The 18,288-nt window shown below is 69.0% G+C and carries 16 protein-coding genes; 1 reads left to right on the top strand and 15 read right to left on the bottom strand.

Annotated elements, in window-relative coordinates; all coding sequences use genetic code 11:
- Position 1: 1 nt before the first annotated feature.
- The 3 genes from JOF29_RS14540 to JOF29_RS14530 all read right to left on the bottom strand — a co-directional run bounded on the left by JOF29_RS14540 (position 2) and on the right by JOF29_RS14530 (position 2,859).
- Positions 2 to 949, bottom strand: a complete 948-nt coding sequence (locus JOF29_RS14540) for a 2-hydroxyacid dehydrogenase (RefSeq protein WP_209694723.1) — start codon at positions 947 to 949, stop codon at positions 2 to 4.
- Positions 946 to 1,983, bottom strand: coding sequence for a LacI family DNA-binding transcriptional regulator (locus tag JOF29_RS14535; RefSeq protein WP_209694722.1), 1,038 nt, complete (start codon positions 1,981 to 1,983; stop codon positions 946 to 948). The genes JOF29_RS14540 and JOF29_RS14535 overlap by 4 nt, the downstream gene beginning before the upstream one ends.
- 486 nt (positions 1,984 to 2,469) lie before the next feature.
- Positions 2,470 to 2,859, bottom strand: coding sequence for a winged helix-turn-helix transcriptional regulator (locus JOF29_RS14530; protein WP_307863330.1), 390 nt, complete (start codon positions 2,857 to 2,859; stop codon positions 2,470 to 2,472).
- 82 nt (positions 2,860 to 2,941) lie between these two features.
- Here JOF29_RS14530 and JOF29_RS14525 point away from each other — a divergent pair, with 82 nt between their 5' ends.
- Positions 2,942 to 3,772 (top strand): alpha/beta fold hydrolase, encoded by an 831-nt coding sequence (locus tag JOF29_RS14525; RefSeq protein WP_245357593.1) that lies wholly within the window; start codon positions 2,942 to 2,944, stop codon positions 3,770 to 3,772.
- Between the two features lie 74 nt (positions 3,773 to 3,846).
- On the opposite strand, the gene JOF29_RS14520 is transcribed toward JOF29_RS14525, so the two are convergent.
- From JOF29_RS14520 to JOF29_RS14465, 12 genes are all read right to left on the bottom strand, one after another.
- Complete coding sequence (locus tag JOF29_RS14520) at positions 3,847 to 5,166, bottom strand: NtaA/DmoA family FMN-dependent monooxygenase (RefSeq protein WP_209694721.1); 1,320 nt, start codon at positions 5,164 to 5,166, stop codon at positions 3,847 to 3,849.
- Positions 5,163 to 6,221 (bottom strand): LLM class flavin-dependent oxidoreductase, encoded by a 1,059-nt coding sequence (locus JOF29_RS14515; protein WP_209694720.1) that lies wholly within the window; start codon positions 6,219 to 6,221, stop codon positions 5,163 to 5,165. The genes JOF29_RS14520 and JOF29_RS14515 overlap by 4 nt, the downstream gene beginning before the upstream one ends.
- On the bottom strand, positions 6,218 to 7,228 hold the full coding sequence (locus JOF29_RS14510; RefSeq protein WP_209694719.1) for an aldo/keto reductase: 1,011 nt from the start codon (positions 7,226 to 7,228) through the stop codon (positions 6,218 to 6,220). Before JOF29_RS14510 ends, JOF29_RS14515 begins: the two co-directional genes overlap by 4 nt.
- A 10-nt stretch (positions 7,229 to 7,238) precedes the next feature.
- On the bottom strand, positions 7,239 to 8,279 hold the full coding sequence (locus tag JOF29_RS14505) for an aldo/keto reductase (protein WP_209694718.1): 1,041 nt from the start codon (positions 8,277 to 8,279) through the stop codon (positions 7,239 to 7,241).
- Between the two features lie 9 nt (positions 8,280 to 8,288).
- Positions 8,289 to 9,494: an acyl-CoA dehydrogenase family protein gene (locus tag JOF29_RS14500; RefSeq protein ID WP_209694717.1), complete on the bottom strand. Its 1,206-nt coding sequence runs from the start codon at positions 9,492 to 9,494 to the stop codon at positions 8,289 to 8,291.
- Complete coding sequence (locus JOF29_RS14495) at positions 9,491 to 10,468, bottom strand: LLM class flavin-dependent oxidoreductase (protein WP_209694716.1); 978 nt, start codon at positions 10,466 to 10,468, stop codon at positions 9,491 to 9,493. The genes JOF29_RS14500 and JOF29_RS14495 overlap by 4 nt, the downstream gene beginning before the upstream one ends.
- Entirely contained in the window at positions 10,465 to 11,694 is a 1,230-nt protein-coding gene (locus JOF29_RS14490) for an LLM class flavin-dependent oxidoreductase (protein ID WP_209694715.1), read from the bottom strand. The genes JOF29_RS14495 and JOF29_RS14490 overlap by 4 nt, the downstream gene beginning before the upstream one ends.
- Positions 11,691 to 13,052: an acyl-CoA dehydrogenase family protein gene (locus JOF29_RS14485; protein WP_209694714.1), complete on the bottom strand. Its 1,362-nt coding sequence runs from the start codon at positions 13,050 to 13,052 to the stop codon at positions 11,691 to 11,693. Before JOF29_RS14485 ends, JOF29_RS14490 begins: the two co-directional genes overlap by 4 nt.
- The gene (locus tag JOF29_RS14480) at positions 13,049 to 14,680 is read right to left on the bottom strand and encodes a dipeptide ABC transporter ATP-binding protein (RefSeq protein ID WP_209694713.1); all 1,632 of its coding nucleotides are present in this window, start codon (positions 14,678 to 14,680) and stop codon (positions 13,049 to 13,051) included. The genes JOF29_RS14485 and JOF29_RS14480 overlap by 4 nt, the downstream gene beginning before the upstream one ends.
- Positions 14,677 to 15,486: an ABC transporter permease gene (locus tag JOF29_RS43020; RefSeq protein WP_209694712.1), complete on the bottom strand. Its 810-nt coding sequence runs from the start codon at positions 15,484 to 15,486 to the stop codon at positions 14,677 to 14,679. Before JOF29_RS43020 ends, JOF29_RS14480 begins: the two co-directional genes overlap by 4 nt.
- A 98-nt stretch (positions 15,487 to 15,584) precedes the next feature.
- The gene (locus JOF29_RS14470; RefSeq protein ID WP_209694711.1) at positions 15,585 to 16,613 is read right to left on the bottom strand and encodes an ABC transporter permease; all 1,029 of its coding nucleotides are present in this window, start codon (positions 16,611 to 16,613) and stop codon (positions 15,585 to 15,587) included.
- Positions 16,610 to 18,220: an ABC transporter substrate-binding protein gene (locus JOF29_RS14465; protein WP_209694710.1), complete on the bottom strand. Its 1,611-nt coding sequence runs from the start codon at positions 18,218 to 18,220 to the stop codon at positions 16,610 to 16,612. Before JOF29_RS14465 ends, JOF29_RS14470 begins: the two co-directional genes overlap by 4 nt.
- Positions 18,221 to 18,288 lie beyond the last annotated feature (68 nt).

Raw genomic sequence — 18,288 nt, 5'->3', positions numbered from 1 at the left:
GTCAGTGCCTCACGACGTTGCGCAGTTCCTGGCCGTCGGCCAGGGCGTTGATATTGGCTGCGATGTCTTGGACGCGGCCGCGGAACGTCTGCCGGGTGATCCCGGACAGATGCGGCGTCAGCAGGACGTTGTCGAGCTCGCCGAACGGGGCGTCGGCGGGAGCCGCCCGGTCGCCGGTCGTCGGGTACGAGTACCAGACGTCGAGCGCGGCGGCGCGGATCGTCCTGTCCCGCAAGGCGTCGTACAACGGTTGCTGCTGGACCAGCGGTCCGCGGGCGACGTTCACGAGTACGCCGGCGCGCCCGAGCCGCTCGAGCTCGGCGGCGCCGATGATGCCGCGGGTGGTCCCGGTGAGCGGCGCGGAGACCACGAGTGCGTCTGACTCGTCCAGGAGACGGCCGAGCCGGCTCGTGTCCCCCGCCCAGTTCAGCCCGTCCGCGGCGGCCTTGCCGCTCGCGGTGACCGCCTGCGCCTGCGCGTCGAACGCCTGCAGGAGACGCCAGGTGGCCCGGCCGATGTGGCCGAAGCCGAGGAAGCCGACCCGCGCACTGCCCAGGGTGTCCGGCTGCGGGATTGTTGGATTGTAGACATTCGACCGCCAGCGGTTCCGGCGCAGGGCGGCGTCGGCGGCCGGAAGTTCGCGGCGCAGGCCGATCAGCGCCCAAACGACGTACTCCGCGATCGAGTCCTCGTGGTGGTACGTGTTCGCGACCGGTACGCCGGACGCCTCGATTCGGTCCGTCCCGGCGCCTGCGACCTGGACAAGTCGTAGCTGCTGCGCCGCGTCGGCCATCTCCTGCGTGAACGCCGGGCCGACCAGCACGTCCGCCGTCCGCAACGCGCCGGGAACGTCGTCCGGCAGCCAGACCGCCTCGGTTGCCTTGGGCAACAGCGACTCGAGCTCGTCGCGCAGCGGAAGCAGGTTCGGGTCCGTGACGACGACTCTCATCCGTCGCTCCGCTCGCGGCGCGCGGGCGTCCAGCCGGCGACCGGACCGGTGCTCTGCCGGACGACCAGCTGTGTCGGCAGCGTGACGACCCGCGGCGCGGCGGCCGGCTGGCCGGCCTCTGCCGTGAGTTGCTGATGCAACATGTCGACACTCATCACGCCCGCCCGCGACATCGGCACCTGAATACTCGTCAACGTCGGCCGAGCGACCTCCGCGAGCGGCGTGTCGTCGATGCCGATCACGCTCAGATCGCCGGGAACCTCGATCCCCAGCGCGGTCGCCCCGGTGATGATCCCGAGCGCCATCAGGTCGTTGTGCGCGATCACCGCGGTCGCACCCGAGGCCACGACACTCGCGGCGGCGGCCTGGCCACCCGCGACCGTCTCCGCCTGCCAGCCGATCAGTACGAGCTCGATGTCCGACTGCTCGGCGAGGCTCTGGATCGCATCGACCCGGTTCTGGTTCGACCAGGACAGCGGCGAGCCCTGTGCGTACGCGACGTGCTCGTGACCGAGGACGCGCAGGTACTCCAGCGCCTGCCGGAGGCCGTCGGCCGCATCCGGTACGACGCTGTTCGTCTCGTCACTCGTGCGGTTGACCAGCACCAGCGGCGTGTTCCCGCACAGCTCGGCGATGTCGTGCGCAGGCAACCGGGGAGAACAGACGATGAAACCGTCGACACGCTCCTGGAGCTCGCCGATGATCTCCCGCTCGCGGTCCGGGCTGCCGTCGGTGTCGGTCAGGACGACGGTCTGCCGGCGGTTCCAGCCGTGCGCCTGCGCCGCCTTCACGAAGCTCGCGAACACCGGGTTGCCGATGTCCGGCACGATCACCGCGACCGTCGCCGACCGCGTCGGCATCCCCGCCGCCCGCGACTGCCGCCCCGCCGACGCGACGTACCCGATCTCCTCGGCCGCCTCGACGATCCGCCGCAGCGTGTCCCGCCCGATCCGGTCCGGGTCACTGAACGCCCGCGACGCAGTGGACAACGACACACCCGCGCGCTGCGCGACATCGGTCAAGGTGGGGTTCACAACGGCTCCCGGAGATTGCGCCAAGGTTTCGCCAAGATTGCGCCAACTTGCACAAACTTGTCAAGACCTCGCCGCACCCCCGACGCCGTGGCTGCTGAGGGCTACTCGGCGACGCCGAACGAGTTGATCTCTTCCGTCTCCTGGGCGTGAGCTTGCGTGGCACCTCCGCGTTGCCGAGTTTCGCGCGCTGGACGCGACGGCGGATGTCGTCGACGATCTGTTCCGGATCGCCTTCAACACGCTGACCGACCCCGACCTCTTCGGTACGACGACTACCTCCCGTACGACGTCCCCCGCGAACGCGCCAACGCCTACATCGCGGGAGCGCAGTACGACTTCACCTTCGACAGCCGGCTCGGAGCCTCCTCCGACCACGTCGCCATCTGCGCCAACGCGCCCCGACCGCAGCTTCAACCGAATGCCAGCGCCGAAGCCCTGTGCCACAGTCCCCTGTGCCACATTCCCCTGTGGCACAGGGCTTCGTCGTCAGTTGTCCGGGTGGCGGTCGTGGCGTCCGTGAGTGCGGTGGCCCTCGATCTCGGACATGTGGGTCTCGGCCCAGTCGCGGAGTGCGGCCAGTGGTTCGTCGAGTGAGCGGCCCAGCTCGGTCAGTGCGTAGTACACCGCGGGAGGGACCGAGTCCTCGACCCGCCGGCTGACGAGGCCGTCGGCGGCCAGACGCTGCAGGGTCTGCGACAGCATCTTGTGACTCACTCCCGGCATCGCGCGCCTGAGCTCCGAGAACCGCGCCGCCTCCGGATACAGCTCAGCCAGCAGCTTCACCGCCATCGAGGTCCACTTGTCGCCGATCCGGTCCAGCAGATGCCGCGTCGGGCAATCGGCCGAAAACAGGTCACCCGGGCGCTCGGTCACCACCGGCTCACCACCTTTCGCGAAAGTGCCTTCTTGCCGACTGCTCCCGTTCCGGCGAGGCTAGCCGGTAACCAGAGGTTACCTGATGAACGGCGGTTACAGCATGGAGTCCAAGCGGATGGCGATCGACGACCTCGAGTTCCACGTCGTCGTAGCAGGCGAAGGTACGGCGGTGGTGCTCCTCCACGGCTGGCCACACACCTCCTACCTGTGGCACCGGATCGCCCCGCCGCTCGCGCGAAACCGCCTCGTCGTGGCACCGGACCTCCGAGGCCTCGGAGCCAGCGAACGCACAAACAGCGGCCGCGACGCCGCAACGCTGGCCGCCGACGTGATCCGGCTGCTGGACGCCCTCGATGTGGACGAGGCAGCAGTGGTCGCGATCGACGCCGCCGTACCGCCCGCGTTCCTCGCCGCACTGCAGCACCCCGACCGAGTCTCGCGGCTGATCCTCATGGAAGGGCTCCTCCCAGGCGTCGCCAACGACCTCGGGCCACCGTGGTGGTTCGGGTTCCACTCGGTACCCGGCCTCGCAGAGACCGTGCTGCTCGGACACGAAGCCGACTACCTCGACTGGTTCCTGACCGGCCCGAGCATACGACGCGACATCGGCGCCGACGCCCGCGCGAACTTCATCGCCGCCTACACCGGCCGCGACGCCCTCAGCGCCGGATTCGACCTGTACCGCGAATCGGCCGTCAGCGCCGCACAAATCCACGACGCATTGACAACCACCCGGCTCACCGTCCCCACGCTCGCAATCAGCGGCGGCATCGTCGGCGACGCGATCCACTCACAACTCGTCCCCTTCGCCGACAACCTCACCCACACCGCCGTCCCGGACTGCGGCCACATCATCCCGCTCGAACAACCGGACGCCCTCGCCTCCGCAATCACCTCGTTCCTTGCGTCCTGAGCGACGGCTGTCGGTCGTTCAGGCATCACCAGACGTCGAAGTGCAGGATGTGGTCGAGTGGTTTCCGGGCCGCGTCAGCCTGCCACAGCAGCGTTGCCGGTACGGCGCTGTCCGTACTGCGGCACATCAAGGCGGTCCCGCAAGGTCGAGCCGGACTCGGCCGGCCTGAAGAGTCCACGATCGATCAGCAACGGTACGACGAGCCGGGCGAAGCGCTCGAAGTCGACGGCGGTGTCGGCGTACATGATCGTGAAGCCGTCGGCGGTGCCCGCGCGGTACCAGGATTCGAGGTCGTCCGCGATCTGCTCGGCGGTCCCGACCACGAGCCGGTGACCGCTGCCGGGTGCGTGGCGTGCCAGCTCCCGGGCCGACAGCGGCCGCTCGGCCAGCAGAGCGCGCGTGCTGACCTGGAAGCCGACCGAGCCTGCCTCGGCGACCGGGACCTCCGGGAGATCGGCGATCCCGATCGGCTCGTCGAGGTCGCGATCGCCCAGGCCCAGCGCGGCCAGCACGCCTCTGGCAAGCTGGTCGAGCCCGAGGGTCGCGTACAGCTCGTCGGCTCGTGTACGGGCATCGTCCTCGGTCTCGCCGATCAGCACGATGACACCCAAGGAGATCTTCACGTCGTCCGCACCGCGTCCGGCCGCGACGGCCCGGCGACGGATGTCGTCGCGGAACGCGATCGCCTTCGCCTGGGTCTGTGCGACGGTGAAGACGACATCGGCCAGCTCTGCGCCGAGATTCAGACCACCCTCGGATCCACCCGCCTGCACCACCACCGGATGATCACCCGGTACGGGCAACGGTCCGGCGACCGAGAAGAACTCGCCGTGATGGTCGGCCGCGTGGATCGATCCGGGATCGACGTACCGCCCGCTCGCCTTGTCGGCGACGATCGCGCCCGGCTCCCAGCTGTCCCACAGGCGGCGTACCACCGTGAGGAACTCGTGCGCCCGGCGGTACCGCGTCTCCTTCGCGGCGGGTTCGGTCTGCCCGAAGTTCGCCGCCGCGGCCGGCGCGTACGTCGTCACGAGGTTGACCGCGGCGCGTCCCTTGGTGACGATGTCGAGGGCCTGGAACCGGCGGGCCAGGTTGTACGGCGAGTTGTAGCTGGTCGAGCTGGTCACCAGCACGCCCACGCGTTCGGTCACGGCCGCCAGATGACCGAGCAGGATCAACGGATCGATGCCGGTGCCCGGATTGGTGGCGATCTCCGGCCCGAGCGCGGGTGCGTCGCCGAGAAAGATCGCGTCCAGACCCACCTCGTCGGCGATCCGCGCGAGTCCGCGGAAGTAGTCGATATCGAGGTACGCGTGCGGGTCGGCATCCGGCAACCGCCAGGCGCTCCGGAAGTGCCCCGGCGTCATCAGCGACGCGATGAGATGGAAGGTCATGATGGCTCCTGCCAGCCGAGCAGACGCGCGACATCGGTTGCCGCCTGCAACAATCGGAGATGTTCGTCCAACGGCGGTACGCCGGGCACGAAGCTGACCAGGAGGTCCGTCACATGCTCGAGGGCCGGGTCCGCGGCGAGGCCCGCAGCGATCGCGTCCGTAGGACCGAGTAAGGCGTTGTCCCGCTCGAGGAACTCCTCGACGGTGAGCTCCGGCAGGCCGCGGCGCGAGGCGATCCAGGATTGCCAGCGGCTTGCGCCCGGCGCGACCGCGGCCACGGCTGCCGCGCGATCCGGGTGCGGATAGATCGCCCGCGAGACCTGCACGCGCGGGACGGCACCAGGCTCCGCCGCATGGTGCGCCTCCCGGAAGGCCCCGACGATTTCCGCCTGCCGCTGAGGTGTCTGTTGCCGGTTGAACGAGGTCGCCCGGGACAGCTGCAACCCGTCGCCCGCACGGCCCGCCGCCTGTGCCGAGGTGACCGCGACCGCCGGATCGGACGACGTCGCCTGCCACAGCCGGCGACGCAGACCGCGGGCCGGCGGATGCAGCACCTCGCCCAGACTGTTCACCGGATGCCCGGACAACAACCGCTGCAGGCTCGTCACGCCCGCGTCGTACAGCTTGTGCCGATCGTCGAGTTCCCTGCCGAACGCCTCCCAGGCACCCGGGAACGGGCCCGAGCCGACCCCGAGCTGCAGCCGTCCGCCGCTCAGCTCGTCGAGGGTGGCGGCCGCCTCGGCGACGACCAGCGGATCCTCGAGCGGCAGGACGTACACGCCGGTACCGAGATGGATCCGGCTGGTGTGCTCCGCGATCGCGGCGAGCAGCACCAGGGGCGCCGAGACGTGCTCGTTGCCCTGCCGGAAGTGCCGGTGGATCACCCACCCGGAGTCGTAGCCGAGCTCCTCCGCGGCGCGGAACAACTCGATCGCCTGCCGGTACGCCGCCGCCGGCGCGCCGTCGTTGTCGAGATGCAGCAGAAACCCCAGCCGAAACGGCCGGCCGTCCTCCACACCCGCGCCGATCCGCCGGGCGGTCAACGCATCGCTCACAGCTTCAGCCCAGTACCGTGTACGCCGTGCTCGTCGATGAGCGCCAGTTCCTCGTCGGTCAGCGGCGGGAAGGTCAAGGCCTGCAGGTTGTGGTCGAGCTGCGCGGTCGAACTCGCGCCGATCAACGCCGACGTGACCTCGCCCCGGCGCAGCACCCATTGCAGGGCCAGCTGCGCCAGCGACTGCCCTCGCGACTCGGCCAGCTTGTTGAGTTCCGTCGTACGACGCCGGTACGTGTCGTCGATGACCTCGGGTGAGAGGAAGGTGCTGTTCTGGGCTCGTGCGCCGTCGGGAATGGCGTCGAGGTACTTGTCGGTCAGCAGGCCTTGGGCCAGTGGACTGTAGACGATCACCCCGAACCCGTCCTGATCCGCCGTCTCGAGCAGACCGTTCTGTTCGGGGCGCCGGTCGTAGATCGAGTAGCGGGTCTGGTGAATCAGCAGCGGTACGCCGGCCTCGCGCAGCAGCTCGGCCGCCGCGTGCGCCCGGTCCGGCAGATAGTTGCTGATCCCGACGTACAACGCCTTGCCCTGTTGTACTGCGCTGACCAGCGCGCCGACGCTCTCCTCCAACGGCGTCTGCACGTCCGGGCTGTGGTGATAGAAGATGTCGACGTAGTCGGTCCCGAGGTCGCGCAGGCTGTGGTCGAGCGACGTCAGGATCGACTTCCGCGAACCGCCCGTCAGATAAGGGCTCGGACCGATCGGGTTACCCGCCTTCGTGGACAGGATCAGCTCGTCACGGTACGGCGCGAGGTCCGTGGTCAGCACCCGGCCGAACGTCTCCTGCGCGGCGCGGTGCGGCGGGCCGTAGCGGTCCGCGTTGTCGAAGTGGCTGATGCCCAGATCGAACGCGTGCAGGATGATCTCGCGCTGCGTCTCGTACGCGTAGTCGGTGCCGAACTTCTGCCAGAGGCCGAACGACACCGCCGGGAGCACGAGCCCTGAGGAACCGGTACGGCGGTAGGGAAGCGTCTCGTATCTGTCCGGGACGGCGCTGTAGGTCATCTCATACCTCTCAGTTGGTTGTCCGGCGCAGTGCGCTCGGTTGCAGGGACGGGGTGTCGCGGCCGGTGTCCCGCTCCAGGAACTGGGTCCCCGGGTCGACGATCTCGTCGATCCGGTCGAGGAGCTCGTCGTTGAGCTGTACGTCGACCGCGCCCAGATACACATCCAGGTGTTCCCGCGTGCGCGGGCCGATGATGACGCTGCTGACGGCCGGGTGATTCAGGGCGAACGCGATCGCGAGCTCGACCAGCGACAGGTCGTTGCCCTCGGCAAGCCGTGCCAACGCGTCGGCGGCGGCCAGCTTGCGCTGGTTGCGTTCGAGCGCGATGTCGAACCGGCCTGCGATCAGCTCGGCACGCGCCGACTCCGGCTGCTCACCGCCCAGACGGTACTTGCCGGACAACCACCCCGCCGCGAGTGGCCCGTAGCTGATCACGCCCACGCCGTACTTCTGCACGACGGGGAACACCTCGCGCTCCACACCGCGGACCAGGAGCGAGTACGGAAGTTGCTCCGTGTGCGGCGCGATCAGGCCGTGCTTCTCCGCGAGCCAGTGCGCCTCGACCAACTGGTGGGCCGGGAAGACCGAGGTTCCGTAGTACCGGATCTTGCCGGCGCGTACGAGACCGTCGAGTGTCTGCAGCGTCTCCAGGAGGTCGGTGTCCGGGTCCGGCCGGTGTGCTTGGTAGAGGTCGAGGTAGTCGGCGCCAAGCCTGCGCAGGCTGTCTTCCACCGCCTGCGTGATCCATCGCCTGCTGTTGCCCGCGTGCTGCGGGTTGTCGCCGACCTGGCCGTGGAACTTGGTCGCCAGGAACAGATCCTCACGCCGGGTCGGCGACGACGCGATGGCCTTGCCGACGATCTCCTCGGAGCGCCCGTCGCCGTACACGTCGGCCGTGTCGAGCACGGTGATACCGGCATCGATCGCAGCGTGGATGATCTCGATGCTCTCGTCTTCCTCGGCCCAGCGACCGAAGTTCATCGTGCCCAGCGTCAGCGGCGGGACGAGGACTCCGGTGCGACCGAGGCGGCGGATGGGTTCGAGTGTCATGGGATCCCTTCAGAACAGTCCGGAGGTGGGCGGTTCCTCGCCGGTCAGGTGGAAGCCGCCGACGACCGCGGCCTTCCAGTTGCGCGGGTTGTGGTTGGCGACCGTCCGGGCGTTGCGCCAGTGCCGGTCGAGCGCCGTACCGCGATCCGTCGCCGATCCACCGCCGACGTCGAACGCCAGCTCGGCCGCCCGGAGCGCCGACTCCACGGCGACGTACTGCGCCTGTGCGACCGTGAGCGCCGCGCGGGCGCCGGTACCGCGTACCTCGCCGTCGGACGCGGACGGCACGGCGCCGAGATCTTCGGCTGCGAGGAGGACGACGGCTCGGGCAGCGTTTGCGCGGGCGGCGATCTCGCCGACGACATGCCGGACGTACGGATCGTCGACGGCACGGTCCGCCGTACTGTGCTTGATCGGCCGGGCTTTCTCGCGCGCGAACCTGACCGCGTCGTCCAACGCGGCGCCGGCGATCCCGGCCTCGATCGACGCGAGGTACAACTGGGCGAACGAGCCCTGCCAGGGGTTCCGCGGCGGCGCCTCGTCGGCCCGGATCAGCTCGTCGGGATAGACCCGTACGTCGTTGAGCCGGGTCGTCCCGCTCGCGGTCAGCCGTTGCCCGATCGCGTCGAAGTCGTCCAGCCGCTCGACGCCCTCGCGGTCGGTCGGCACCGTGAACCGGACGATCTTGCCGTCCTCGTCGGCCGCGGTGCCGCCGAACCACTGGGCGAAGAGGCCTCCGGTCGAGTAGTACTTGGCGCCGGTGAGCACCTCGCCGTCACTCTTGCGGAGGAGTCGGGTCGCCACCGCGCCGGCCGCGCCGCCGCGTTCGTTGGCCGTACCAGCGAACAGGTCGCCGTTCCGCAGCCGCTCCACGGTGCGCTCCCGATGCGGGAGGTCCTGGCGAGCGATGACACTCGCCGCCGTGAGGAAGCTCGAACGGAGCGCCTGGGCGACGTTGGAGTCCGCCCGGGCGATCGCGATGACCAGCTCCACGACATCACGCAGCGTCCCGCCCGCGCCCCCGTCCTCGACCGCGATCCCGATCAGCGTGATCCGCTGCTCGGCCAGCGCCCGGACCTCCTCGAACGGATAGTCGCGAGTGCCTTCGCGATCGCCGGCGGTCGCGGCAAGCCGCTCCAGAATCGGAGCAACCCCCGCCCGAATCCCGCCGACAGTCAGTCGCACCCCCACGGCAGTCGGAACGGTGGCGGTCATGCCGCCCCCTCCCGTCCGGCACCCACACCAGTCGCAGCCGGGGGGAGGCCAAGCGCCTCGCGGAGGCTGCGTGTGCTCCTCGGGGCGACGAGCCTCGACACTGTGGTCTCGATCAGCGTGCGGAGTTCGTGGGTGGAACCGTTCAGCGTCAGCACCAGTCCGTCCAGGGATTGTCTCGTGACCTGTTCGTGGAGCCAGTCCGCGTCGATTCCCGGCGGCACCTGGATCCGGCCGAGCAATGCGACCTCCGCCCGCGTGCGACCCCGTCGTTCCAGCTCGGTCGTCAGCGCCGCGTCTGCGAGCGGGGCCGCGGCGATGTCGACGATGACTGCGTCGGCATGGCCTACCACGCAGGCGATCTCGGCGGCGTCGGTGACCGCCGCGACCTGCACCGGCCGGCCCTGCACCGACGACGGACCGTCGATCGCACCGGCGACTCGATAGAACCGCCCGTCGAAGCCGGCCGGACGGATCAACTCGTCGCGGACGAAGATCCCCGACTCCTGATCCCCCACCAGCGCCTCCGCGGGAAACGAGTCCCACAACCGCCGCAGGATCTCGGCGTACTCGCACCACCGCTCCTTCGGATCCACCGCCGACGCATCCGGTACGACGGCGCCCGTCACCTCGTCCCCCTCACCCGGGCGCAGCACCAGCCCCGCCCGCCCATCCGTCGCCCGGTCGATCGACAGGATCCGGCGGGCGAGGTTGTACGGCGCATGATGGCTGGTCGGCACATCCGCCAGGTAACCGAGCGCCGACGTACGCCCGGCAAGGAACGCCACGACCACCGTGGGATCGAGGACCTCGAAACCGGGAACCGCGTCGAGCACCCGAAGACCGGCGACGCCGGCAGCCTCCGCCACATGCGCGATCCGCACAGCATCGCTCAGATCGGTCACCAGCGGCGAATCCGGACCGGCACCCTCGATCGGCCGGCCGACGGCCAACTCCAGCAGGACAGGAACGCTCATCGTGCCGCCTCCAAAGGTCCCCACACACCACGCGGAACGTCCGGTACGCCGAGCCCGAGATGGTCCCGCAACGTCGTACCGGCGTACTCGTGCCGGAACAGCCCACGCCGACGCAGCTCGGGGACGACCTGCTCGACGAAGTGGTCGAATCCCGACGGCAGTACGTCCGGCATCACGTTGAACCCGTCTGCGGCACCCGCGTGGAACCAGCGCTCGATGTCGTCGGCGATCTGCTCCGGCGTACCGACCACGATCCGATGACCGCCGCCACCGCTCAGCTTCTTCAGCAACTGCCGCAGTGTCGGGTCCTCGCGGTCGATGATCGCCTTGACCACGCGATAGAACGTCTGCGAACCGCCCGCCTCGTCCGGCTCGACCAACAGCTCGGCCGGGATCGGCTTGTCGTCGTCCAGCCCGTCCAGGGAGAACCCGAGCTGACCGGACAGCCGGCCGCGGGCATAGGCGTCTGGCAGTACCTCGTCCAACTGCTCGCGCCGCTGCCGCGCCTCGGCCTCGGTGCTACCGACAACGGTCGACAGGCCAGGCAGTACGACGACCTCCTCGGGACGGCGTCCGAAGTCGGCGGCGCCGATCCGGATCTCGTCGCGGAAGGCGCGCGCGTGGTCGAGATCCTGGTCCGCGGAGAAGATCACCTCACCGATCCGCGAGGCAAGCCGGCGGCCATCACTGGATCCGCCCGCCTGCACGACGACCGGGCGGCCTTGTGGTGAGGGATGTTCGGCCCAGGTAGCGACCACCTGCTCCACGAAGTCGGCCGCGCGGCGGTACCGGAGCGCGTGATCGGGCTCGCCGTCACGCCCGAAGTTGCGCGCGGCAACAGGTCCGGCGGTCGTCACGACGTTCCACCCCACGCGCCCGCCGGAAACGTAGTCGAGGTCGGCGACCCGGCGGGCCAGCTCGACCGGATCGTTGTACGACGACGACAACGTGCCGATCAGGCCGATCCGCTCGGTCTGGGCTGCGATCCGCGCAAGCACCGTCGTCGGCTCGAGGTTGTTGCCCGGGCGGTGCCGGACCTGCGGGTCGAGCACCGGCCCGTCGGCGAGGAAGATCGCGTCCAGTTGCGCGGCCTCGGCCTTCTTCGCGATGTCGGTGTAGTGGTCGATGGTATAGCTCGCGGTCGCGTCGGTTCCCGGGAAGCGCCAGGAGCCGCCGAACACGCCGGCGTTGAGGATGTTCACGTTCAGATGCAGTTCACGACTCATGGGTTGAGGTCCTTCCGATCGACGAGCACGCGGTCGAACGAGCTGTCCGGCGGCGTGCCGTTGACGAGGTACGCCCCGATCACCCGGGGCTTGTAGATGACCGGGTTGTGCGAGGCGAGAGTTCGAGCGTTGCGCCAGTGCCGGTCGAGGTGGGTCCGCTCGCGGACGGCCGACGAGCCGCCCGCGTTGAACGCGATGGTGGCCGCATCCAGGACGGCCTCGATGATCGCGATCTGCGCGGCGGACACGTCGGCGAAGTTGGCGGCGTACGCCTCGCGAGTGCCTGCGGCATTGGCCGCCTCCAGCCCCTCCGCGGCGTGGCGGAGCAGCGTATCGGCGGTCAGCGAGCGCGCGTGCAAGGAGCCGATGACACCGAGGACCTCGGGATCCGACGTCGCCTCGGTCGACAGCGCGTGCAGACCCGTCCGTTGCCGGGAGCGCAGCAGCGCGATCGTCTCCTCGCGGAGGCTGCGGGCAATTCCCGCCAGGTTGGCCAGATGGACGATCTGGAAGAACGCAGGCAACGAACGCAGCGCCTCGCGGACCAGGCCCAGACGCCCGTGCTCGGCGATCGGCACGGCCTCGAAGTACGTCGTACCGCTGCCGGTCAGGCGCTGCCCGATGCCGTCCCAGTCGTCGGCGTGCACGACACCTTCGTGGCGCGCCGGTACGACGGCGAACGCCCGCTGCCCGTCCTCGTCGAGCACCGCGACCCGGATGTAGTCCGCGTACAGTGACCCGGTCGAGTAGAACTTGGTGCCAGAGACAACCAGTTGCCCACCAACCCGATGCAGTCGAGTCGAGATCTCGAATCCCGTACCCGTCCGAACGGGATCGACTCCCCCGGACTCCCCGGCTTGAGCGGGGCCTGGAGGTTCCGACTGGGCGTTGCCGAAGACGGCTCCCTCCGCGATCCGGCGGAGCCAGTAGCCGGCGCCCTCGTGGTCGTCGCTGGTTCGCAGGATCTCGACCGCCGAGAAGTGCCCGCGGAGGATCTGCGGCACGTTCGAGTCGGCCTGACCTGCCTCGGCCAGGAGATCGAACAGCGTGGGCAGATCGACGCCGTACCCGCCGTACTCGACCGGCACCCGCAGCCGCCCGAACCCCGCGTCCGCGAGCTCACGTACCAGCTCGAACGGATGCGTCCGGGTGAGGTCGCGCTCCCCCGCGCCCTCCGCCAACCGCTCGAAGACAGCCCGGAAGCCAGACAGCGCCTCCTCCAGAGTCGGCGCCCCCGCACCAACGCCAGCGCCTACTCCCGCCCCGGATCCCGCCCCGACTCCGGACACAGCTCCGGGCGTAGATCCGGGCTCGGGGGCTGGGTTCGTTGCGGTCGGTGATGTGGTGATGTCGGTCATCTAGTTTCCTTCCCGGCGCCCGGGGTCACACCGGCAAGCTCCTTGCCGGCGATCGCGCTCAACAACTGAACGGTGTAGTCGGCGGTCGGTGCGCCGAAGACCTGCTCCGCGTCGCCGTACTCGACGATCCGGCCGCGATGCATCACCGCAACCTGATCCGAGATCGCCCGGACGACGGCCAGGTCGTGCGAAATGAACACGCAGGTCAGCCCGAGCCGCTCCTGCAGGTCACGCAGCAACTCCAGAATCTGTGCCTGCACCGAGACGTCCAGCGCCGAGATGGGTTCATCCAGTACGACGATCCGCGGCTCGAGCACCAGCGCTCGCGCGATCGCGACCCGCTGCCGCTGCCCGCCGGACAGCTCCCGCGGATGCCGATCGACGAAGTCCGCAGGCAAGGCCGCTGCTTCCAGCGCCTGCACCACCCGTGCCTCGTGGGTACGCCGGCTACGTCGCGGCGGCCATGTCCGACCAGGCGTGAACGACTGCAACGGCTCGGCCACCACGTCGTACACGCCGAACCGGGGATCGAACGACGCATAGGGGTTCTGAAAGACGATCTGCACGTCGCGACGCAGCGGGCGGAAGTCCCTGCGGGACAGCCCGGTCAGCTCCTTCCCCAGCAGCGACACACTGCCCGAGGTCGCCTCGGTCAGCCCGGTGAGGACGCGTGCGGTGGTCGTCTTGCCGCTGCCGGACTCCCCCACGATCGACAACGTCCGCCCCGCCTCGACGGTGAACGACACATCGTCGACCGCGACGAACCCGCCGTACTCCTTCCGCAGGTTCCGCACCTCGATCACCGGGTCGCTGTCTGTACTGCGAGGCGTCCGGGCGAACTCCAGCCGCGACGGGACACTGGCCAGCAACTGCTGCGTGTACGGGTGTTGCGGATCGTCCAGCACTTCCCGGGCAGGCCCGAGCTCGACCAGCTCACCCTGCTGCATCACCCCGATCAGGTCCGCACGATCCGAGGCGACGCCGAGGTCGTGGGTGATCAGTACGACGGCGGTGCCGGAGCGGGCACGCAACTCGTCGATCAGGTCGAGTACCTGCGCCTGCACCGTCACGTCGAGACCGGAGGTCGGTTCGTCGGCGATGATCAGGTCCGGCTCCGCCGCGACCGCCGCGGCGACAAGTACGCGCTGCCGCATGCCGCCGGACAGCTCGTGCGGGTACTGCCGGAACCGTCGCTCGACATCGGCGAAGCCCACCAGTTCGAGCAGCTCCAGGACTCTCGTACGCCGCTGCTGTACGTCCAGCTCGGTGTGCAGCCGCAGTACGTCCTCGATCTGCCGACCGATGCGCCGGACCGGGTCGAGCGACACCGTCGGGTCCTGCGGGATCAGGCTGATCGACGTACCCAACAGTTCGCGCAGCTTGCGAGCAGGCAGGTCGTGGATCGGCTCACCCCGGTACCGGATCGAACCGCCGGTGACGACCCCGTTGCCCGCGAGCAGCCCGAGGATCGCGTGCCCGGTCGTGGTCTTGCCCGAACCCGACTCACCGACCAGCGCGAGGACCTGACCGGGACCGACCTCGAACGACACGTCGGCGACAGCCGGCCGGAGCCCTTCCTTCACTCGATAGCCGACAGTCAGATTGTCGACAGTCAACAATGCACTCATGCGTCCCGCCTCCTCGAGAGGTGGTGAGAGATGTGGTTGGTGGCCAGAACGACGGCGACAACGGTCAGCCCGGGCCACAGCGTCAGATAGCCGCGGGTCGCGATGTAGTTGCGGCCGTCCGCGACCAGCCGGCCCCACTCCGGATCCGGCGGCTGTGCACCGAGCCCGAGGAAGCTGAGCGACGCGATCCAGATGATCGCGATCCCGAACTGCACGGTGATCAGCGCGACCGTCGGCGCGATCGAGTTCGGCAGCACATGCCGCAGCAGGATCGAGTACGTCGACGCGCCGCTCGTGACCGCGGCCTCGACGTACGTGCTCGCGCGGGCCCGCAGTACCTCCGCCCGGATCAATCGGGCGAAGGTCGCGGCCGACGTCAGCCCGACCGCGATCGCCGCCTGCACGATCCCGAACCCGAGCAGTACGACGATCGTGATCGCGAACAGGAAGCCCGGAATCGACAGCAGTACGTCGATCAGCCGCATCACCACGCTGTCGACGACGCCGCCGAACCACCCCGCCCCCGCGCCGACCAGCGATCCCACCACGACCCCGACAAGCACCGCGATCGCCGATCCACTCAGCGAGGCCCGCGCACCGTAGACGAGCCGGGCGAACTGGTCCCGCCCCAGTTGGTCCGTCCCGAGCCAGTGCGCTCCCGACGGAGGTTGCAGCTTGCCGGCCGGATCGACCTGCGTCGGCCCGTACGACGTGAACAGCCCCGGCACGATCGCCCACAGCAGTACCAGCCCCACGACCGCGGCCGCAAGGAGCAGGCTCCAATGTCCGCCGGCCCAGCGAAGCACCCGTGCACTCCAACCGGCGCCGCGCCCAGCACTCGGCACGCGAGGTTGTGCGCTCACCCGCGCATCGCCTGACTCGGTGCTCTCAGCAACGACCTCGCTCACGGCATCGCCACCTCGGCCGGGAGCCGCCGCCGAGCCGGATCGACTGCTTCGGTTGACTGAGCTGCTACCCGCCGCGAGGTGCCTCGCCGCGATCCGCCGTCCACAAGGATCCGCGGATCGACCAACGGGTACGCCAGGTCGACGACCAGATTGACGACCACGTACGCCGCCGTACTCAGCAACACCACGCCCTGCACCACCGGCAGGTCTTGCGTGTTCACCGCGCTGACCGTCAGCTGGCCGATCCCAGCCCGGGCGTAGACGGATTCGGTCACCACCGAACCCGCGATCAGCTCACCGACCGCCAAGCCGAGCAGCGTCAGCACGGGCAGCGACGAGTTGCGCAGTACGTCCTTGCGGAAGATGTACCCCTCCCCCGCCCCCTTCGCCTGCACCACATGGACGAAGGGTTGCCGGCGGGTAGCCCGCATCGAGGTCGCCAGCACCTGCGCCAGCGGCGCGGCGACCACCAGGCCGAGAGTTGCCGCCGGCGCGACCAACGCGCGGAACGTGCCGTCGTCGACCGACGGGATCAGCTGCAGCCGGAACGACAGGTACTGCAGGGCCACGATGCCCACCACGAATGTAGGCACGGACGCGAACAGCGACGGCACCAACGTGACCAGCGAACGCAACCACTGCCATCGGCCGTAGTTGATCAGCACCGCCACAGCGCCTGCGAACAGCACGCCGAACACCAGACCGAACCCGGTCAGCTGGAGCGTGCTGGGCAATGCGTCACCGATCAGCTCACCAACGGACTTCCCGCTGCTCAACGAGTAGCCGAACTCACCCCGGAAGACACCCGCGAGCGCATGCAGGTACTGCTCGGCAAGCGGGCGGTCGAGACCGTAGTACTGCAGCATGACCTTGGCCGCTTCCGGCGAGATCTGCGCCTCGGGGTTCTGGATCCTGTTGTGCACCGAGTCGCCGGGCAGTGCGCTCAGCAGGACGAACGACAACGTGTACGCCGCCCACAGCACCAGCACGGCCTGCCCCAGCCGCTTCCCGACGTACGCCGTCATTTGGACAGCCAGGTGTTGTAGAACCAGGACCGGCCGGTCGACTCCGTACCGAAGCCCTGCACCTTCGGGCCGAGGCCGAACACCTGCGTCTCGTCGTACAGCGGGATCACGTATCCCTGCCCGAGGATGTAGTCCTCGATCGCCTGGATCGCAGCCTTGCGCTTCGCCGGCGCGAACTGGAGCGCCTGCGCAGTGAGCAGTGTGTCGAGTTTCGCGTCCGGTTTCGGGCTGTGCAGCACGTTGTAGCGGTCGCTGCCGTACGAGGCCCGCAGGACGCTGGGCTCACCGGTCGAGGTCTGTCCTTGGACGAAAGACCACTTGTCGCCACGGGCCGCCTCGAGGGCCTGGTACTCCGTCAGCGACGCGCTGTTGATCTTGAGCTCCACGCCGGCCTTCTTCCACTGCGACTGCAGCAGCTCGAGCACCGGCTGCGAGACCTGGTAGTACGGCGAGACCCAGATGTCGAAGTGCAGACGCTTGCCGAACTTGTTCCGGATGCCGTCCGGGCCGACCGTCCAGCCGTCGGCGTCGAGGAGCGAGTTGGCCTTGCCCAGGTCGTAGGTCAGGTACTTGCTGGAGTCACCGCGCAGCGGCGTACCCTTCACCAGCAGGCTCGTCGGGACCGGGTAGCTCGGCGAAAGGACGGTCTTGTTGATCTCCTCGCGATCGGTTGCCGCCTGCAACGCCAACCGGATGTTCTTGTCCTGCGTCAGCGGGTTCGCGTCGAGCTCGAACGCGAGCTTGTTGGTCTCGCCCTGCACCGGGATCGCGTCGACCTTGCCACCACCGGCTGCCACGGTTTGCTCGTCGTACGGCGCGATGTTGCGGGCGATCTGCGCCTCGCCGGACTGCAGCGCACCGACCCTCGTGCCGGCTTCGGGAACCGTCTTGAAGACGATGCTCTCCAGGTACGCCTTGCCCTGGTGGCCCGAGCCCTCGGGCGCCCAGTTGTAGTCGTCGCGCCGCTTCAGCGTGACACCAGTGGTGCCGTCGACCTTCTCGACCACGAACGGGCCGGTGCCGACCCAGTTCTCCAACTTGCTCTGGCCGTTCAGGTCCTGCTTCAGGTACGGCTTGCCGAGGATCGAGCTCGCGCGGTAGTTCGAGAGGACCTGGAGGAAGCCCGCGTTCGGCTTGGTGAGCGTCACCTGCACCGTCTGCGGATCGATCGCCTTGGTGCCTTTGTAGTTGGCCCAGAACGAGTCCGGCGGGATCGCCAGCTTCGTGTCGCCCAGACCGTGCTGGTCGAAGTTCAGCTTGACGGTCTCCGCGTCGAGCGGATCACCGTTGCTGAACGTCACACCCTTGCGCAGGTGGAACGTGTAGACCAGATGGTCGGGGCTGATCTCCCAGCTCGCCGCCAGCCACGGCTTGAAGTCGCCGGTGGCCGGGTCCTGCCAGATCAGCCGCTCCGCAAGGTTGTCCGTGACGTTGCTGTTCGACCAGGTCGAGTTGGTCGCGTTCCAGGCGACGTACTGGATCGGGTCGTAGAACGTCAGCGTGCCGCCCGAGACGGGGCTGCCGGCTGCGATCTCGCTGCCCGCGGACGATCCACCACAGGCCGACAGCAGGTACGCCGCCGCCACAAGTGCGGCCGTTGCGGCCACGGATCTACTGGATGTGCGCATGGTGGAACTTCCTTCGGATTCGCCCCGAGTCTCACGTTATGTCTAGT

It is taken from the genome of Kribbella aluminosa (assembly GCF_017876295.1).
Classification (GTDB): Bacteria; Actinomycetota; Actinomycetes; order Propionibacteriales; family Kribbellaceae; genus Kribbella; species Kribbella aluminosa.
This window is presented reverse-complemented; position numbering and strand designations above follow the sequence as displayed.

Excerpts from the sequence above, each read along its gene's own strand:
- JOF29_RS14490 (WP_209694715.1), bottom strand. The coding sequence starts at position 11,694 with ATGAGTCGTGAACTGCATCTGAACGTGAACATCCTCAACGCCGGCGTG.
- JOF29_RS14510 (WP_209694719.1), bottom strand. The coding sequence starts at position 7,228 with ATGACCTACAGCGCCGTCCCGGACAGATACGAGACGCTTCCCTACCGC.
- JOF29_RS14520 (WP_209694721.1), bottom strand. The coding sequence starts at position 5,166 with ATGACCTTCCATCTCATCGCGTCGCTGATGACGCCGGGGCACTTCCGG.
- JOF29_RS14505 (WP_209694718.1), bottom strand. The coding sequence starts at position 8,279 with ATGACACTCGAACCCATCCGCCGCCTCGGTCGCACCGGAGTCCTCGTC.
- JOF29_RS14495 (WP_209694716.1), bottom strand. The coding sequence starts at position 10,468 with ATGAGCGTTCCTGTCCTGCTGGAGTTGGCCGTCGGCCGGCCGATCGAG.
- JOF29_RS14485 (WP_209694714.1), bottom strand. The coding sequence starts at position 13,052 with ATGACCGACATCACCACATCACCGACCGCAACGAACCCAGCCCCCGAG.
- JOF29_RS14540 (WP_209694723.1), bottom strand. The coding sequence starts at position 949 with ATGAGAGTCGTCGTCACGGACCCGAACCTGCTTCCGCTGCGCGACGAG.
- JOF29_RS14500 (WP_209694717.1), bottom strand. The coding sequence starts at position 9,494 with ATGACCGCCACCGTTCCGACTGCCGTGGGGGTGCGACTGACTGTCGGC.
- JOF29_RS14480 (WP_209694713.1), bottom strand. The coding sequence starts at position 14,680 with ATGAGTGCATTGTTGACTGTCGACAATCTGACTGTCGGCTATCGAGTG.
- JOF29_RS14525 (WP_245357593.1), top strand. The coding sequence starts at position 2,942 with ATGAACGGCGGTTACAGCATGGAGTCCAAGCGGATGGCGATCGACGAC.
- JOF29_RS14470 (WP_209694711.1), bottom strand. The coding sequence starts at position 16,613 with ATGACGGCGTACGTCGGGAAGCGGCTGGGGCAGGCCGTGCTGGTGCTG.